This window comes from Lutibacter sp. A64 (assembly GCF_022429565.1).
Lineage (GTDB): Bacteria > Bacteroidota > Bacteroidia > Flavobacteriales > Flavobacteriaceae > Lutibacter.
The window spans coordinates 1,223,428-1,240,640 of record NZ_CP092487.1 but is presented as its reverse complement, the minus strand read 5'-3'; the positions used below and the strand labels follow the sequence as shown (position 1 = coordinate 1,240,640).

The window sequence follows — 17,213 nt, the reverse complement described above, 5'->3', positions numbered from 1 at the left end:
AACTTTGTTTAAAGTAATTTTTTAATCTTTCAATTTTTAATTATTTAATGAATAAAGTTGTTTTAATTACTGGAGGTTCTTCAGGAATCGGAAAATCTGTTGGAGAAATTTTATCAGAAAAAGGATTTATTGTTTATGGAACAAGTAGAAATCCCCAAAAAATAACGGATCATCCATTTAAATTGGTGGCTTTAGATGTTACAAATGTTGAAACTATTACAACTGCAGTAACTGAAGTTATAACAAAAGAAGGTAAGTTAGATGTGTTAATTAATAATGCTGGTATGGGAATTACCGGTCCTATTGAAGAAACACCTACAGATGAAATGCGCAAGGTATTTAATACAAATTTGTTTGGAGCAATTGATGTAATGAAAGCGGTTTTACCACAAATGAGAACACAAAAAAGAGGTTTAATTATAAATGTTACGTCTATTGCTGGTTATATGGGCTTACCATATAGAGGCATTTATTCTGCAACTAAAGGTGCTTTAGAAATTGTTACTGAAGCTATTAGAATGGAAGTTAAAACTTTTGGAATACAAGTAACTAATGTGGCTCCAGGTGATTTTGCTACAAACATTGCCTCTGGAAGGTACCATACACCTGTTTTTGAAAATTCACCTTATAAAAAATCGTATAAAGAAAATTTAGATTTAATGGATGCGCATGTAGATAGCGGTGGTGATCCTTTAGAAATGGCTACAGCAATTTATAAAATTATAAAAACTCCAAAACCTAGAATACATTATAAAGTTGGAGATTTTCTACAAAAGTTTTCTATTGTATTAAAAAGAATACTACCAGATAAGATGTACGAGAAAATGTTAATGAATCATTATAACTTAAAAAATTGAAAGTAAGCTTTGTGTATTTTGATGAAATTACGTCAATTCGATTAAATTTTATGTTTTTTTGTTTAAAATTAGTATCTTGAATAGTGGTTTTAACTATAGATAAAGGTTTTATATACAATTTTTCTCAGTTTCTTTTTGAAAAACCATTCGAACAGATTTATATTAAACTTTTAGTTTAAAAAGCATAATGGTAAGTAGTATGTTTTTACTTCTATTTGTGTAGAAAAGCTTCAAAATTAGATTTTTACTATAATTAACTATAACAGTTTTATACATTTCCACATTATAAACTATATTTGTAATCTAAATTTAAATAAATTATAATGAAATTTTTTATAGATACAGCAAACTTAGAGCAAATTAAAGAAGCACAAGCTTTAGGAGTTTTAGATGGAGTTACAACAAACCCATCATTAATGGCAAAAGAAGGAATTACTGGAGCAGATAACATTTTAAAGCATTATGTGGCTATTTGTAATATTGTTGATGGCGATGTTAGTGCAGAAGTAATTGCTACTGATTTTGCTGGGATGGTTAAAGAAGGTGAGGCTTTGGCTGCTTTACACCCTCAAATTGTAGTAAAGTTACCTATGATAGCTGATGGAGTAAAAGCATGTAAATATTTTTCAGATAAAGGAATTAAAACAAATGTAACCTTAGTTTTTTCTGCTGGTCAAGCTTTATTGGCTGCAAAAGCTGGTGCAACTTATGTTTCTCCATTTATTGGTCGTTTAGACGATATTTCTACAGATGGATTGAATTTGATTTCTGAAATAAGACATATTTATGATAATTATGATTTTGGAACTCAAATTTTAGCTGCATCTGTTCGTCATACAATGCATATTATAGATTGTGCAAAATTAGGATCTGATGTAATGACAGGACCTTTAAGTGCAATAAAAGGTTTATTAAAACACCCTTTAACAGATAGTGGATTGGCGCAATTTTTAGCTGATTATCAAAAAGGAAACTAATATAATTAAGAATTAAATAACACTATATAAACCTAACAGGTTTTAAAAATCTGTTAGGTTTTTTGTTCTATACTTTAACCAACTAGTGCACGTTTTTAACGAGTGTTATTGTTTTTTTCTTCTATATTTTTTCTTTTAAAACTTTAATTTCATCACGCAATTGAGCAGCAACAATAAAATCCAATGCTTTTGCGGCAGTTTCCATTTGTTTGCGTTTTTCTCGAATGCGTTTTTCAATTTCTGTTTTAGATAAATAATTCAATTCTTCTTCGGCGGCCATAGAAGTAGCATTATCATAATGGTAAGAAGAATTTGTGTTTTTTGCTAAAGTATTTTCAATACTTTTTTTAATTTGTGTAGGCGTTATATTGTGTTTTGTATTGTAATTAATTTGTTTTTCGCGTCGTCTAGCGGTTTCGTCAATAGTTTGTTGCATACTTTTGGTAATTTTGTCAGCATACATAATTGCTTTTCCTTCAACATTACGGGCAGCTCTACCAATGGTTTGTGTTAAAGAACGGTGCGATCGTAAAAAACCTTCTTTGTCTGCATCTAAAATTGCAACTAAAGAAACTTCTGGTAAATCCAATCCTTCACGTAAAAGGTTTACACCAATTAATACATCGAACAATCCTTTTCGTAAATCTTGCATAATTTCTACACGTTCTAGCGTATCAACATCTGAATGGATATAACGGCAACGCACCTGAATTCTAGTTAAGTATTTTGCTAATTCTTCAGCCATACGTTTGGTTAAAGTGGTTACCAAAGTTCGCTCATCTTTTTCAACTCTAATTTGAATTTCTTCTATTAAATCGTCTATTTGATTGATACTTGGACGTATTTCAATTTCGGGATCTAGTAAACCAGTAGGTCTAATAATTTGTTCTACAAAAACTCCTTCTGTTTTTTGTAATTCATAATCTGCAGGTGTGGCACTAACAAAAATAACTTGATTTTGAATTGCTTCAAATTCATCAAATTTTAAAGGTCTGTTGTCCATTGCTGCTGGTAATCTAAATCCATATTCTACAAGATTTACTTTTCTAGATCTATCGCCACCATACATTGCATGTACTTGCGGAACTGTAACGTGACTTTCATCAATAACCATCAAATAATCGTTAGGAAAATAATCTAATAAACAGAACGGTCTTGTTCCTGGATCTCTTCCATCTAAATAACGAGAATAATTCTCAATTCCACTACAATAACCCAATTCACGAATCATTTCTAGGTCAAATTCTGTACGTTCTTTTAAGCGTTTTGCTTCCAAAGGCTTCCCAATTTCATTAAAATAATCGTACTGTTTCATTAAATCTTCTTGTATAGCGTGAATTGCATTTTGTAACACATCTGGAGAAGTAACAAATAAGTTGGCAGGATAAATTGTAAGCTGTTCAAATTTTTCAACTACCGAATTACTGGACATATCAAAACTTTCAATTTCTTCAATTTCATCACCAAAAAAGTGAATTCTATAGGCATGTTCTCCATAAGAAGGATATACAGTTATCGTATCTCCTTTCACTTTAAAAGTTCCACTGCTAATTTCGGTTTCAGTTCTAGAATATAAACTAGTAACTAATAATTGTAAAAATTTAGTACGTGGTATTTCTTGGTCGACTTTAATTGTAATAATATTTTTTTTGAATTCTACAGGATTTCCAATACCGTAAATACACGAAACTGAGGCAATAATTATTACATCACGTCTTCCAGAAAGTAGGGCAGAGGAGGCACTAATTCTAAGTTTTTCAATATCTTCGTTTATAGATAAATCTTTTTCTATATAAGTACCTGTTGTAGGTAAAAAGGCTTCAGGTTGGTAATAATCGTAATAAGAAACAAAATATTCAACGGAGTTGTTAGGGAAAAACTGCTTAAATTCTGAATATAACTGAGCTGCTAAGGTTTTATTATGAGCCAAAACCAATGTAGGTTTTTGAACTTTTTCTATTAAATTGGCTACAGTAAATGTCTTTCCAGAACCTGTAACACCTAACAATGTTTGAAATTTTTCACCAGATTCTACACCTGCAACAAGTTGTTTTATAGCTTCAGGCTGATCTCCAGTTGGTTTAAATTTTGATTCTAATTTTAATTGCATAGCACAAAAATAAGCTAATTTTTATGGTTTTCGTAGTTCGTTTTATTTGGATTTTTTTATTGTTAATAATTATCTTAATAACATATTTTAAAAATTAGTTTTTCAACATATTTCTTGATTAATTTTAACCTAGAATTTGGTTCTGTTATGCCTCAACGGTGTATTTGATTAAAAGGGAATCAGGTGAAATACCTGAACTGTTCCCGCAGCTGTAAGTTCAATTAGGGTTTTACACTCTTTGTCACTGTTTTAACTAAAATGGGAAGACGTAAAACTAGAACAAGTCAGAAGACCTACCAATCTCAGTTTAATGTCAAGCTTTCGGGAGAAAAGTGAATGGCATAGAATATTCTTTTTTTGAATAATCTTAGCTTTTGGCAATTTATTAACCAATCTGTAAATGATTAATTTTTTATTATTACGGATATAACTTGATAATAGTGAATTATTCGAGCATTCAAATAGTATTACAAGAAGTACCTGGAGAAATTAGTATTTGCTTTAGTATTTGCGGCTGTAATTTGTTTTGTAAAGGCTGTCATTCTCCTATATTATGGAAAGATAGCAATGGGAAGCAGCTTACAGAAACAGTTTTTAAGAATACGCTTAAAAATTATAAAGGGTTAGCCAGTTGTGTATTGTTTATGGGAGGAGAATGGCATAAAAATACATTGATTAATTACCTTAATTATGCCAAGAATGAAGGCTATAAAACCTGTCTTTATACTGGAAAAGAACAAGTAGATGAAAATATACTAAAACACTTAAGCTTTATAAAAACAGGTAAGTGGATTCAAGAATTAGGTGGTTTAGATGCACCAACAACCAATCAGAAATTTAAAGAAGTACAATCAAATAAATTATTAAATCATTTATTTCAAAAATAATAAGTTATGATAAGATTAACCGAGCAACAAGTAACTAAAAAAATTAACTTTATTAGTAATTATATCAATGCTAATAATGCAGCTGATGGTTCTAAAATGGATGCAAATGCAAATGTATCTTCAAAAAATATTGCCACTATGGAAGCTGAATTAAATAAAGATATTAATATTCAGATAAATAGGCAATTGGTGAAAAATAAAATAGAACAGCTTTTTGGTAGGGATTTATCTAACGAATATATTCGACAAATAGAATCGCACGAAATATATGTGCACGATGAAACTTCACTAAAACCTTATTGTACTTCTATAAGTATGTATCCTTTTTTGTTTGATGGATTGACAAAATTGGGAGGAGAAAGTAAAGCTCCGCAACATTTAGAGAGTTATTGTGGTGAATTTGTCAATCTTGTTTTTGCTGTCAGTTCTCAATTTGCTGGTGCGTTAGCAACAGTTGAGTTTTTATTGTATTTCGATTATTTTGCTAGAAAAGACTTTGGAAATGATTATTTAACTACAAACACCAAAACAGTTTCAAATCATTTACAACATGCTGTTTATGCTATTAATCAACCTGCGGCAGCAAGAGGCTATCAGTCTGTTTTTTGGAATGTTTCTCTATACGATGAAAAATATTTTGATAGTTTATTTGGCGAATTTGTGTTTCCTGATATGAGTAAACCACAATGGGAGAGTTTAAAAAAATTACAGCAATTTTTTATGAAATGGTTTAATACCGAAAGAGAAAAGGCGGTATTAACTTTTCCAGTTGTTACAGCTGCAATGTTGGTAAAAGATGGAAAACCTGTTGATTCTGAATTTGCTGAAATGTGTGCAACAGAATTAAGTGAAGGAAATTCGTTTTTTATTTACCAATCTAAAAGTGCCGATAGTTTAGCATCTTGCTGTAGATTAAGAAATGAAATTAGCAATAATACTTTTAGTTATTCACTTGGTGCAGGTGGTGTTTCAACAGGTTCTATAAATGTTATTACTTTAAATATGAGTCGTTTAATTCAAAAAGGGAATAATCTTAAAACTGAAATTACTAAAATTCAGAAATACCAGGTAGCTTATAGAAGTCTAATTGAAGAATATAAAAATGCAGGAATGCTTCCTGTTTATGATGCTGGATTTATTTCTTTAGATAAGCAATTTTTAACCATTGGTATCAACGGAATGGTTGAGGCAGCTGAAAGTCAAGGAATAAAAGTTTCAAACAGTATGGCATATAAAGAATTTGTTTCAAAACATCTTAAAATAATTTATGACGCTAATAAAGAAGCAAAGAAAACTTATGGTTTTATGTTTAATACCGAATTTGTACCAGCTGAAAATTTAGGTGTTAAAAATGCAAAATGGGACAAAGAAGATGGTTTGTTTGTACCTCGTGATTGTTACAATTCTTATTTTTATTCTGTTGAAGATACTTCAATAAATACCTTGGATAAAATTATACTTCACGGAAAAGAAATAATTAAATATTTAGATGGTGGTTCTGCGCTTCATTTAAATTTAGAAGAAGCACCAAATAAAGAAGGATTTTTAAAATTAATTAATGCAACAGCTTTGGCAGGATGTAATTATTTTTGTTTTAACATAAAAATTACTATTTGTAACGATTGTGAAACTATTGATAAAAAAACGCTTCAAAAATGCAGTAAATGTGGTTCTAAAAATATTGATTATGGTACCAGAGTAATTGGGTATTTAAAACGTGTTTCTAATTTTAGTTCTGCAAGACAACAAGAACATGAGTTAAGATTTTATCATACTGAAAACACAACCAATAGTAATTTAAAATTGCAAAATTCAAGAATAGAAAAATTAAAAATGTTTAAACAAAATAAAAAAGATGAATTTATAACAACTAAACATTAGTGTAAATGTGTAGTTTATTTTCTAATGAGGCTAAAATGACCATTTTTTATTCTTGTATTGCCGTCTTTATCTGTTAATTCTACAGAAAACCAATAATCTGTAGAAGGTAAATATTGACCGTTTAATGTTCCATCCCAACCATTTCCGTTGGGATTTAACGAGGTAATTATTTTTCCAAATCTATCAAAAATATAAATGTTAGAAGTTGGATAGAAGTCGTTGTTTGCACCCAAAACTTTCCAAGTATCGTTATAACCATCACCATTTGGGGTAAAGAATCTAGGAAATCCAATTACTGAAACCTCGATAGAGGTAAATCCACAGCCATTTATATCTCTAGTATATATTGTATGTATTCCAGCAGAAACATTATCAAAATAAGGCTCATCTTGATAATCTCCATTATAGCTATTTAGAGCAAACTCATAAGTTCCAATACCTAAATTAGTTGTATCTATAGTAATAGTGTTATTGTCAGAATCATCTAAAATAGTTATGTCTTTAGTATATAAAACAGGAATATTAGACTCTTTTACATTAAATAAACTAAAACCTCCACAGCTATTATTTTTATAATCTCTAAAAACTTTCACTTCATATAAACCTTCTTTTTCAGCAAAATAAATAGGGTTTGTAGCATTAGTTATTGGTGAATTATTAAAATACCATTGATAGTTATCTCCGTTTACATAGGTATCTACATTGAGTTCAACGCTGTACGTTTTTGGAGAGTCTTCAATAGTTCCTATGCATAAAATAACATCTTCAATTACACTATTTGGTAAAGGTATTTTATTAATGATAATGTTAAATTTCCCTGCTGAAATACAATTGTTGTTTTCTTTATTAGAAATTCTTACAAAAATTTCGCTATCCGGATAATCTTCTATTCCTGATAATTGATTGATTTGTAGTTGAAGGTCGTTTGTATTATTATAAAACTCTACGGTTGTTTCAAATTCATAATCAATATATAAATTATTTATGGCAGTTCTTTTTTCTTCAAAATTAAAAGACGCAACGCCACTACCAATACTAGTTTCAGTACCAATTCCTAAATCATTTTCACAAAGATAGACATCGGTATAATTTTCTAAAGTAGGAGTTTCATAAACATTTAATTCCATCTCGCCAAGTGTAAAACAATTTGTATTTTTATTTGTTATTTTTAAAATTAGGTTTTCATTTGTAGTTGAATTATATGCTGAAGGATTTAAAATTGGATTGTTATTTTTAAAATCGTTTTCTGAAGCAAAAAATTGAACTTCTAAATCAGTATTATTATTGGTGATTTCTGATAGTTTAGAGTTTAAATTAAATAGTGTAATTCCGTCTAAACTATTAGTATCTATATCACATTGGTCATAAATAATTTTCGAAGGTGCTGTTGGTGGGTCATAAACTTCAACTTCAAATTCACCTTTATATAGTATAGCTTTTCCACATTTATCCACTAAATTTATTTCAAGATTATACAATCCTTCATCTGATTTTGTAACATTTGTTAGTGATAAATTTTTTAGATTTTGAGTTCCTGGAATTATCGTATCATTAAATTTCCAATTATAAATAGGGTTTCCATCTAAGCTTTCTGTATTAAAAATATAATCATTACCGGTACACAATTTTATAGTTTGGTTGGTAATTATTTCTTGGGTTTCATTGTTTGTAATTTCTATAGTAGAAAATATTGAAGCAATAAATGGAGGTAAACCTTGTGTAGATTTATTTGTACCTAAACTTATTGCATTGGGGATGTAATTACTAGCATTACCATCATTTTCAGGACTTTCAATAACGCTTAAATAAGAACTACCATTATCATAGGTAGAAGACATTGTTCTATATATTTTTTGGTCTGGACCAAGTTGTAATGCACTTCTAAATTGATTTCCAGTATCTAGAATTACTTTAGAGCTATTAATTTCAACAGTTGTGTTTTTTGTAATATCGAATTGGTAAAGAGAAGAAGTATGGTTGTTTGGGTTGTTATATTCAGCATAAACTTGATTAAAGTAATTGTTAGAACCTGTAACATATAATTTTTCTCCGTTTCCAGAAAATTCAGCTCCGTATGGAAAATCATTTGGTGCTGTTAAATTTAAAGTTTGTGGGTTGGTAACACTTCCGGTTTCATTATTAAAATCATATAAAATAAAACGTTTTTCTCCTAAATGAGCAATAGCTATTTTTTTGCCATCAGGAGAAATTTTTAGATATCCTCTTGGATCATCAGAAAAATAACTTGAGTTTGATGTTATTGGGGTATTTGCAACACCAGTAGCACTAACTTTGTACGCTTTAAACTCATTTTGAACATAAGAAACTACCCAAAAAGTTTCACATTCTTTACCATTTATTGCTGCTACTTTTTCAGACCAATTTTCAGCTTTTCCTTCATTTAAATCAACAGGACCGTTAATGATATCTCCTAAACCACTATTTTGATTCATATCTATAGTGTAATAATAAAATCCATTTTCACCATTATCAATTGAAGCTCCAACCGTAAATAAATAATAGATATTTGTTGAACTTGGTTTTGGAATAATCATAGCTGATTGTGTGCTAGAAGCATTTCCTTTTAAATTTAAACCGTTTGGCATAGGAGTGTGGTTTTTATTCCAAACAGTTTTACCGTCAGAATAAAACAATAAATTTCCATTTGTATCAGAAAAAGAAGAGCATCCTTCACGCGTATTTATTTGTCCGCCATCTATTGTAACTGGAGTTCCAGAATTAAAATCAATTCCTGCATGTTCTCCAAAATACCAAATATTGGCTTCACCTTGCGAAAAACAAGTTAAGTTTAACAATAAAAAAATAATAAGTAATTGTTTTTTCATTTTAAAATTAAAATTTTGCGCTAAATATATGACAAGTAATTTTAAAATTCATGTATTAGTAATAAATCTATTATTTTCTTATTAAACTAAAATGACCATTTTTTATGCGTGTATTTCCATATTTATCTGTAAGTTGTACAGAAAACCAATAATCTGTAGAAGGCAAAGGTTTACCATTTAATGTGCCATCCCATCCATTTTCGTTAGGTTTTAATGAAGTGATAATTTTACCAAATCTATCAAAAATGTAAATGTTTGAAGTTGGATAAAAATCGTTATTTGCACCAAGAATTTTCCAAGTATCATTAACACCATCATTATTTGGAGTGAAAAATTTTGGAAATCCAATAACTGAAACATCTATTGACTGAACAGCACAACCATTTTTATCATTTACATAAATTGTATGAATTCCCGCTGTTACATCTTCAAAATAAGCCTCATCATTGTAAGATTGCGTATTGTCAAGTGAAAATTCATAGTCTCCAATGCCTAAATTTTCAGTATTTATTGCAATGCTATTACTATCGGAATCATCAATTATTTCAATATCTAAACTAGTAAGGTTTGCTGATTTTGAATATTTTACTTCAATTTCTTTTGTTGTTGAACAAAATAAACCTTCTTTATTAGTAAGTGTTATATAATAATGTCCGGTAGTATCAATTTTACATTCAAAAGTAGAAGAAATCAAATTTCCATTAGAATTATGCCAGGAGTATTCATATAAATCAGAATTTAAAAATTCAACATCTGGAGTTAATATTAAGGGTTTTTGAGGTGTTGTTAAGCATAATATTTGTGAAGTATTCACTTCAAAATGTGGTAGTTTTTCTGTATGTAACGTTGCTACGTGGTTTAATCCTAAGCAGGCATTCGATTCACCGCTATCAACTCTAGCATATATTTGTTGTTGCCAAGGAGTGGTGTTTCTATAATTTGAAATATCAGGAATGCTATTAGTTTCGGATAAAGCATCATCTAGATTTTCGAAAAATGAAATTTGGATTTCTTGTAAAGAAAATAGAGGGTTGCTATCTAATACTTTTTGTTGTAGCGTACTAAAATTAAATTGCGTTTTACCATCTTGATTGTTTGCAGGATATTCTTCGCAACTATAAAAGTGTAAAATTTCAAAATCCGAAGGAATTTGTGTTACGCTTACTTTTAATGTTATTTCTGAATAGCTTTCGCAATTATTAGCGTTTGAAATTTTTACATAAACTTTACTGTTTATTACCGATGGATTTTTATATGCAATAGGATTTTTTATGAGGCTTAAATGTTCTTTATCTGAGTAAAATTCAAAATTTTCATTATTATAATTTTCAGAGATTAATTTTTTGGCTTCATTTAAATTGAAAAAGCTAAAACCATCATTATCATCATCGCATTGCGTTAATTCAACAGAATTTTTAATATCGGGGAGTAAATAAACTGTTAATGTAGCTTCATTAGAATATAAACCACAAGAATTCCCTAACTTTTCCATATAAACTCTAAAACTATAGTTGTTGAAACTATTAGGAGTATTTTTAATAGTTAATGTATTAGAGTTGCTTCCATTATAATTTTCGTTATCAGTAATGTTTTGCCAAGTAGTGCCATTATCTGTACTTACTTGCCATTGATATAAATCTATTTGGTTTGTGTTTATTGTAAAAATTGAATTAGTAAATATGCAAGAATGTATATTTTTAGGTTGATCTATTATACTAATTTCAGCAAATGTATTGTAGTCACTATTTGGTAGTGTATATCCATTGTTTGCATTAGTTACTACGCCTTTATTATTTACAGTAACGGTTGAATTTCCTAAATAATTATCATTATATTCATCAGAAAAACCAGCTTCAATACTATCATTACAATTGTCACCGTCACTATCAAAATCTATATAACTAAAAATAGTATCAGAATCTAAATCGTTAAGAGTATAACCGATTTCTCCGCTATCTGGAGTTTTTTCTGCATTATTATCCCAACCATTAGAGCCAATTGTTGCGTTTACATTATCGATTTTTCCATCTAAATTTGTGTCTTTTAAGAGGCTTCCAGATTCAAATAGATCATAAATACCATCATTATCGCTATCTAAATCGTAAAAGTCGTAAATGTCATCATTATCAGAATCAATTGGAATGGCATTAATATCGAATACATCATACAAACCATTTTTGTCGGTATCTACTGTAGATAAAGTAATTATTTTACCTTGGTTTTCAATAATATCAGGAATTCCATCATTATCACTATCTAGATCTAGAGCATCTTCAATTCCATCATTATCGTTATCATTAGCATAATCGGTAAGAGCAATTATGCCATTAAATATTGAAGGTTCATCAATATTTTTTGATTGATGAATAAATGAAAAACCAGTAACTTTATTTGCCAAGAATTTGAAAGGAGTAGTTCCCTTAGGCGCTGGATTTATTTTAAAACGAATTTCAGAACCAGTTATTTGAGTTATACCTGTTTCGTAAATTTCATCAAAATTTGTGTCAATAAGAAGTCTATTATCTGGATCAATAAGTGTTATTGTTTTATTGGTAGGAGTAATTTTAGCAATAAAAGTTTCATCATCAATTATAGTATGAGAAATGGAAGTATTTTCACTAAATTTAAAATTGATGGAGTCTAAAAAACTAATTGTATAATTATTAATTGTGTTTATAGTAGCTGAAATTTCACTTTTAAATTCGCCATTTGCATTTCCAGTAAAACTACTTGTTGCATTTTTACTATCTGTAATTTCTAAATTTCCACTTACATTAATGTCTATTTTAGAACCGCTATTAAGTGTAATTGTTGGTGAGTTTATATTTGTTACGTTTATTTTGGCATCTCCTTTAGATTCTATGGAATTTAAAATTCCATCGTTATCATTATCAATATCAATATTGTCAATAATACCATCTTTATCAGTATCAGCAGGACAAAAGCTAATGGGTACTTCAAAGGATTCGAAGGTTAAATTTGTACAACTTATGTAACCTATTAATTTGTAGATTCCTGGATCAAGCGGAGTTAAAACAGTACTATTTCCTTTGCTAACAAAACCGGTTCCATTATTAAAGAACCACTCTAAAGAATCGAAGTTTTGTGTATTTAGAGCTTCTAAAGTAATATTACCAATACAATTACCTAATGTTTGAAAACTTGTATTAAAATTTATTTCAGGCGCGGTAGGAAAACCAGAATAAAAACTACCAGAAGTTGCCGCACCGTTGTAATTAAAATAAGCACAATATAATTCATCATCACTTTCTACAGAAACATTTCCATTAAGTCCAGTAACTTTATAGGTAACATAGTTCGTATTTCCTTCAACATTACTTGGACTTGAAAAATTTGTAATTGGTGATTTATTGATTGTTACAGTAGCTCCTTTTTTTGATACAATAGTTACACCACCGGTAAAAGTAGTTGTACCAATTTTATCTATGGAGGCAATATTATCAACATTTCCTCTAGTTTCGCAACTTAAAGGTGGTACAAAAAACATTCCTTGGTTAGCTTCAGAAGTTGTTGCGCCAACTCCTTGATATGCAAAAACATCTTCTGAAGTTTTTACGTACATATTACCATTAGTGCTGTATTTATCACCTTCAATTAAGTAATAATCTCCTGCATTTAAGGTAGCTTCTACAGATGTACTTCCGTTAATATAAATTTCAGTATTATTATAATTAGCAACAATTAGTACATTTTCCCACTCATTTTCACCGTCACCTTTAACAAATATGTATTCTGTACCAATTTTTTCAGCTCCAACAATTTGATCTATACCATAATCTCTTCCGGTTCCATTTGAAAAACTACCGTTTGTAGAACCACAATTAACAACAATATCTTTATCTGAAGTAACAAGAGCACCGATTAAACCATCTCTATTTGAAACGCTATCATAGCTATTTGTAGCAATTGTATAGCTTTCACCTTTATTTAGGTTGGCTTTTACAGGAGTTGCACCCGAATAATTTTTTATTACAATTCCTGCCGGAAGATTACTAAAATTAACTTTAGTATTATCTTCTGTAGCCATAACGGAAATAAAATTTAAATAATTAGTTTGAGGATTTTGATTGGTATAACTACTAACTCTAAATTCTTTTCCTAGGGCTGAAAGTCCCTTGCTAACCAAAGCTCCAGCTTGGGAACCACTACCAGCTAGCATTCTAACCGAAACATAAATTACACCTGAAGCTTCAACAATATAACCTTTATTGTTGATGACTTTGCTTGTTTGACTAGATTGCACAAAAAGTTGTGTGTAGCTAGTTCCTATATCAAAACTTATAGGATTTGATTTTGAAACAACTCCTGTTATCTTATTTGAAGAACCTACTGGAATAATGGTATAAGGTATGTCACTTTCACTAGGTGTTGAAATATAAATATATTGACTTTCGGGATTTGCGTTTCCTACTTCGGCATTAGTTAGAGGTGGTATATAATGCGTTTTACTTAATTGAGCAAAACTTGTTTGTCCAAAAAGAATATAAATTAGTGTAAAAATAATTAAATAATAACTGGGTTGCTTAATCACAAATGATCTTTATATTTAAATCAAATATAATAAGTAAATAGTTATTTTTTATATAAATTTTCTAAAATATATTGGTAACAAATTATAAGTCTCTCTTTTTTAATAAAGCATAAGAAAAGTATATAAATAATGCAGTCCAACCTATTACAATTATCAAATCTAAAGGTTGAATAGAAAAATCTTTAGATAAATCTTCACCTACTTGTTTTGCAACTGTTTTTACGGCACTTAAACGCGTAAAAGGTTCTTTTATTAAGTTAGAAATAGCTTCTAAAGGTAAAAATTGCATAATACTATTTACACGATCGCTAGTACCTTCAATATCTTTAAATTGCCAAAATAGAAATCCTTTTATAATACTTTCACCAAAAAACCACACTAATATTCCTCCAACAGCAAAAGCAGAGCGTTTTACTAAAATACCCATAAAAAGTCCGAAAGAAAAGAATGCTACTAATTTTACAAAAAAGGCAACTAAATATTCTAAATCTGTTGTTACAATAGAAAATTCATTAAAATCGGAGTAGCTATAACCTAAAATTAAAGAGGTAATAAAAACAAATAAGGTAGAAATTAATGCAAGAGCTACTACCGTATAAAATTTTGAAAGTATAAATTCTTTTTTACTTAAACCATCTATTAAATTTTGTTTTAAAGTTTTGTTGCTATATTCATTAGCCATCATAGAAACGATTACTAACAATAAAAAGAATTTAAAAGTGGAAGCCATATAGGTATTAAAATGCCAGATGTATGGGAAATTAAAAATACCTTGTTCGGCTAAGTGAAATTTAATAGGACCAATATCAAATTTAATTGCAGCAATAAGTGCAATTGAGGTTAATAAAATAAAGTAGATTAGTATTAAAATTTTACTAGCTCTGTTATGTTTTAGTTTATGAAGTTCTATGTTTAATAATCGTAACATTATGATTTTTTGTTGGTTAGTGATAAGAATTGTTGTTCTAAACTAGGTTTTCTTTTAACTAAATGCGATAAAATAACACCATTTTTAAATAAATAATTATTTATTTCTGAAGCAGAAATAGGCTTGTCTAACTTAGCTATTATGGTATCGTTATCTATTTTTGAAGAAGAAATTCCTTCAAATTTAGTTAAGAGCTCTAGAAGTTGTTTATTGTTATTTTCTACTTTTAATTCAAATAAACCGTGTGAAGCGGTCATTTCATCAACACTTCCAGCATATAATTTAATACCGTTTCTTATAACTACAACATGCGTACAAACTTTTTCAACTTCATCTAATAAATGCGAAGCCAATAAAATGGTAGTTCCTGTGCTTGCAATATCTTTAATAATCTGACGGATTTCGTGAATTCCTTGTGGATCTAATCCATTAGTGGGTTCATCTAAAATTAAAATTTCTGGATCGTTTAATAGGGCAGAAGCTATTGCTAAGCGCTGCTTCATACCTAAAGAATAGGTTTTAAATTTGCTATTTCTACGTTCAAATAAATTTACAGTTTTAAGCTTTTCTTCAATTTTAGTAAAAGGAATTTCTTTTATTTTACAAACCAATTCCAAATTTTGAACAGCTGTCATATAAGGATAAAAGTTAGGGCGTTCAATAATTGCACCTACTTTTTTTAAAGCTTGGTGTGTAGATAAATCGCCATTAAACCAACTAAACTTACCAGAAGTTTTGTTAACAACGTTTAAAATGATACCAAGTGTAGTTGATTTTCCACTTCCATTAGGTCCTAAAATGCCATAAATTGTACCTTTTTTAATATCAAAAGATAAATTATTTACAGCGTGTATGCTTCCAAAATGTTTGTTCAGATTTTTTAGAGAGAGAATAGTTTCCAATATAGAATAGTTTTATATAAATTTAGACGACGATTATTAAAATTTGTTACAGCAATATATTAAATTTGAATTTTAGAAGCTATTAGAATGGAAGAACAAAAATTAATTTCACAGAAGAAACCGGCGTATCCAATAAATGATAAATTATCCGCTTATTTAAAAGAATACGATAGAAGTATTAAAATACCAGTTTCGTATGATGATTTATTGCGTTTTACCGATGCAATTGTAGTTTATGATAAAAATGGAGAAGATAGTTTGTGGGTACGTGTTTATTATGCAGAATATGAACGTGATGAAATTGATTTAAGTTTAATGTTAATGTACTTAATTTTGCACGGAGATGGTAGTGAAGACTCGTTGCCATATTTAACTGTAGACGCTATAGATTACTGTACGTTTGGTAACTCTAAGCCATTTAGAGTAAAGGTGAGAAACATTTTAAATGATAACCATACATATTTGTATATTAAAAAAGCAGATGCTTCTAGAATTTATGGCTTAGAATTAGAGCATATATTATCTCCAAATAATATAAATTTCTTGGTTTATGAAGATACACTAATAGAAGAGCATGTACTGGGAATTCCTGGAGATCAATTTTTGGTAGAAAATTTTAAAACAATTTCTGAAGGTAGTAAAAAAAGAATTTCAAAAGAATTTGTAAAATTTAATGAGCGTTGTATGATACGGTTATTAGGTGATATGCGTTCTTATAACTATGTAATTGTAGCTTCTTACGATTTTGATCAGGTAGAGTATAGAATTAGAGCTATGGATTTTGATCAACAAAGTTTTGAAGGTAATTTAAAAGTTTATTTCCCTCAATATTTTAAAGAAAATTATCCTTTTGTTAAAATGGTTTCAGAAAATTTACAAAATGAATCTATAGAGCAATATAAAAGAGAAGAACGTTCTGCAATAGCTCGTAGACTTAGAGGTTCTCAAGAAAGAGTAAATGATTTATTGGCTTGTATGAAAGAAGACAGAATTTCTACACCTGAAAAAGTTGAACAACTTAAAATGGATTTATACGACTACACTTTAGATAAGCATTTTAAAAAATGTAAAACTATGGGTGAAATTTTAAGAGTGGCCTTTAATTTTGTGACTAGAAATTATGAAAATGTAAATACTTATATTATTAGATAATCTACTTTAATTTGTATTTTTATTTTATAAAAAAAAACATGGTAATATTTAACAATTAAATGATTAAATAAGTCCATTTTATATTGATTTACAGCGTTATTTTCGTCGTAAAATTTTTACA

At 29.0% G+C, this 17,213-nt stretch carries 10 protein-coding genes and 1 riboswitch; of the genes, 5 read left to right on the top strand and 5 right to left on the bottom strand.

Features of this window, described 5'->3' with window-relative positions:
* Positions 1 to 47: 47 nt before the first annotated feature.
* Positions 48 to 857 (top strand): SDR family oxidoreductase, encoded by an 810-nt coding sequence (locus tag MKD41_RS05110; protein ID WP_240244363.1) that lies wholly within the window; start codon positions 48 to 50, stop codon positions 855 to 857.
* A gap of 323 nt (positions 858 to 1,180) precedes the next feature.
* A complete protein-coding gene (fsa, locus tag MKD41_RS05105; protein WP_240244362.1) occupies positions 1,181 to 1,834 on the top strand; it encodes a fructose-6-phosphate aldolase in 654 nt (217 codons plus the stop codon).
* A 121-nt stretch (positions 1,835 to 1,955) separates the two neighbouring features.
* Here fsa and uvrB read toward each other — a convergent pair whose 3' ends face one another.
* Positions 1,956 to 3,944 (bottom strand): excinuclease ABC subunit UvrB, encoded by a 1,989-nt coding sequence (gene uvrB, locus MKD41_RS05100; protein ID WP_240244361.1) that lies wholly within the window; start codon positions 3,942 to 3,944, stop codon positions 1,956 to 1,958.
* Between the two features lie 119 nt (positions 3,945 to 4,063).
* A riboswitch (cobalamin riboswitch) is annotated at positions 4,064 to 4,259 on the top strand.
* A 125-nt stretch (positions 4,260 to 4,384) separates the two neighbouring features.
* On the opposite strand from uvrB, the gene nrdG reads away from it, so the two are divergent.
* Together nrdG and nrdD are read left to right on the top strand one after the other, a co-directional pair.
* Positions 4,385 to 4,831, top strand: a complete 447-nt coding sequence (nrdG, locus tag MKD41_RS05095) for an anaerobic ribonucleoside-triphosphate reductase activating protein (protein WP_371824286.1) — start codon at positions 4,385 to 4,387, stop codon at positions 4,829 to 4,831.
* Positions 4,832 to 4,837: 6 nt separating this feature from the next.
* On the top strand, positions 4,838 to 6,712 hold the full coding sequence (gene nrdD / locus MKD41_RS05090) for an anaerobic ribonucleoside-triphosphate reductase (RefSeq protein ID WP_240244359.1): 1,875 nt from the start codon (positions 4,838 to 4,840) through the stop codon (positions 6,710 to 6,712).
* Positions 6,713 to 6,726: 14 nt separating this feature from the next.
* Here nrdD and MKD41_RS05085 read toward each other — a convergent pair whose 3' ends face one another.
* The 4 genes from MKD41_RS05085 to MKD41_RS05070 all read right to left on the bottom strand — a co-directional run bounded on the left by MKD41_RS05085 (position 6,727) and on the right by MKD41_RS05070 (position 15,940).
* Positions 6,727 to 9,558: a T9SS type B sorting domain-containing protein gene (locus MKD41_RS05085; RefSeq protein WP_240244358.1), complete on the bottom strand. Its 2,832-nt coding sequence runs from the start codon at positions 9,556 to 9,558 to the stop codon at positions 6,727 to 6,729.
* Between the two features lie 70 nt (positions 9,559 to 9,628).
* A complete protein-coding gene (locus MKD41_RS05080; RefSeq protein WP_240244357.1) occupies positions 9,629 to 14,110 on the bottom strand; it encodes a T9SS type B sorting domain-containing protein in 4,482 nt (1,493 codons plus the stop codon).
* An 82-nt stretch (positions 14,111 to 14,192) separates the two neighbouring features.
* On the bottom strand, positions 14,193 to 15,038 hold the full coding sequence (locus tag MKD41_RS05075; RefSeq protein ID WP_240244356.1) for an ABC transporter permease: 846 nt from the start codon (positions 15,036 to 15,038) through the stop codon (positions 14,193 to 14,195).
* Positions 15,038 to 15,940 (bottom strand): ABC transporter ATP-binding protein, encoded by a 903-nt coding sequence (locus tag MKD41_RS05070; RefSeq protein ID WP_240244355.1) that lies wholly within the window; start codon positions 15,938 to 15,940, stop codon positions 15,038 to 15,040. The genes MKD41_RS05075 and MKD41_RS05070 overlap by 1 nt, the downstream gene beginning before the upstream one ends.
* 87 nt (positions 15,941 to 16,027) lie before the next feature.
* Here MKD41_RS05070 and MKD41_RS05065 point away from each other — a divergent pair, with 87 nt between their 5' ends.
* Positions 16,028 to 17,092, top strand: a complete 1,065-nt coding sequence (locus tag MKD41_RS05065; RefSeq protein ID WP_240244354.1) for a hypothetical protein — start codon at positions 16,028 to 16,030, stop codon at positions 17,090 to 17,092.
* The last annotated feature ends 121 nt before the right edge of the window (positions 17,093 to 17,213 follow it).

What these genes read in the sequence shown, in the direction of transcription:
- nrdD (WP_240244359.1), top strand. Translation starts at nt 4,838, where the DNA reads ATGATAAGATTAACCGAGCAACAAGTAACTAAAAAAATTAACTTTATT.
- MKD41_RS05085 (WP_240244358.1), bottom strand. Translation starts at nt 9,558, where the DNA reads ATGAAAAAACAATTACTTATTATTTTTTTATTGTTAAACTTAACTTGT.
- fsa (WP_240244362.1), top strand. Translation starts at nt 1,181, where the DNA reads ATGAAATTTTTTATAGATACAGCAAACTTAGAGCAAATTAAAGAAGCA.
- MKD41_RS05075 (WP_240244356.1), bottom strand. Translation starts at nt 15,038, where the DNA reads ATGTTACGATTATTAAACATAGAACTTCATAAACTAAAACATAACAGA.
- MKD41_RS05065 (WP_240244354.1), top strand. Translation starts at nt 16,028, where the DNA reads ATGGAAGAACAAAAATTAATTTCACAGAAGAAACCGGCGTATCCAATA.
- uvrB (WP_240244361.1), bottom strand. Translation starts at nt 3,944, where the DNA reads ATGCAATTAAAATTAGAATCAAAATTTAAACCAACTGGAGATCAGCCT.
- MKD41_RS05110 (WP_240244363.1), top strand. Translation starts at nt 48, where the DNA reads ATGAATAAAGTTGTTTTAATTACTGGAGGTTCTTCAGGAATCGGAAAA.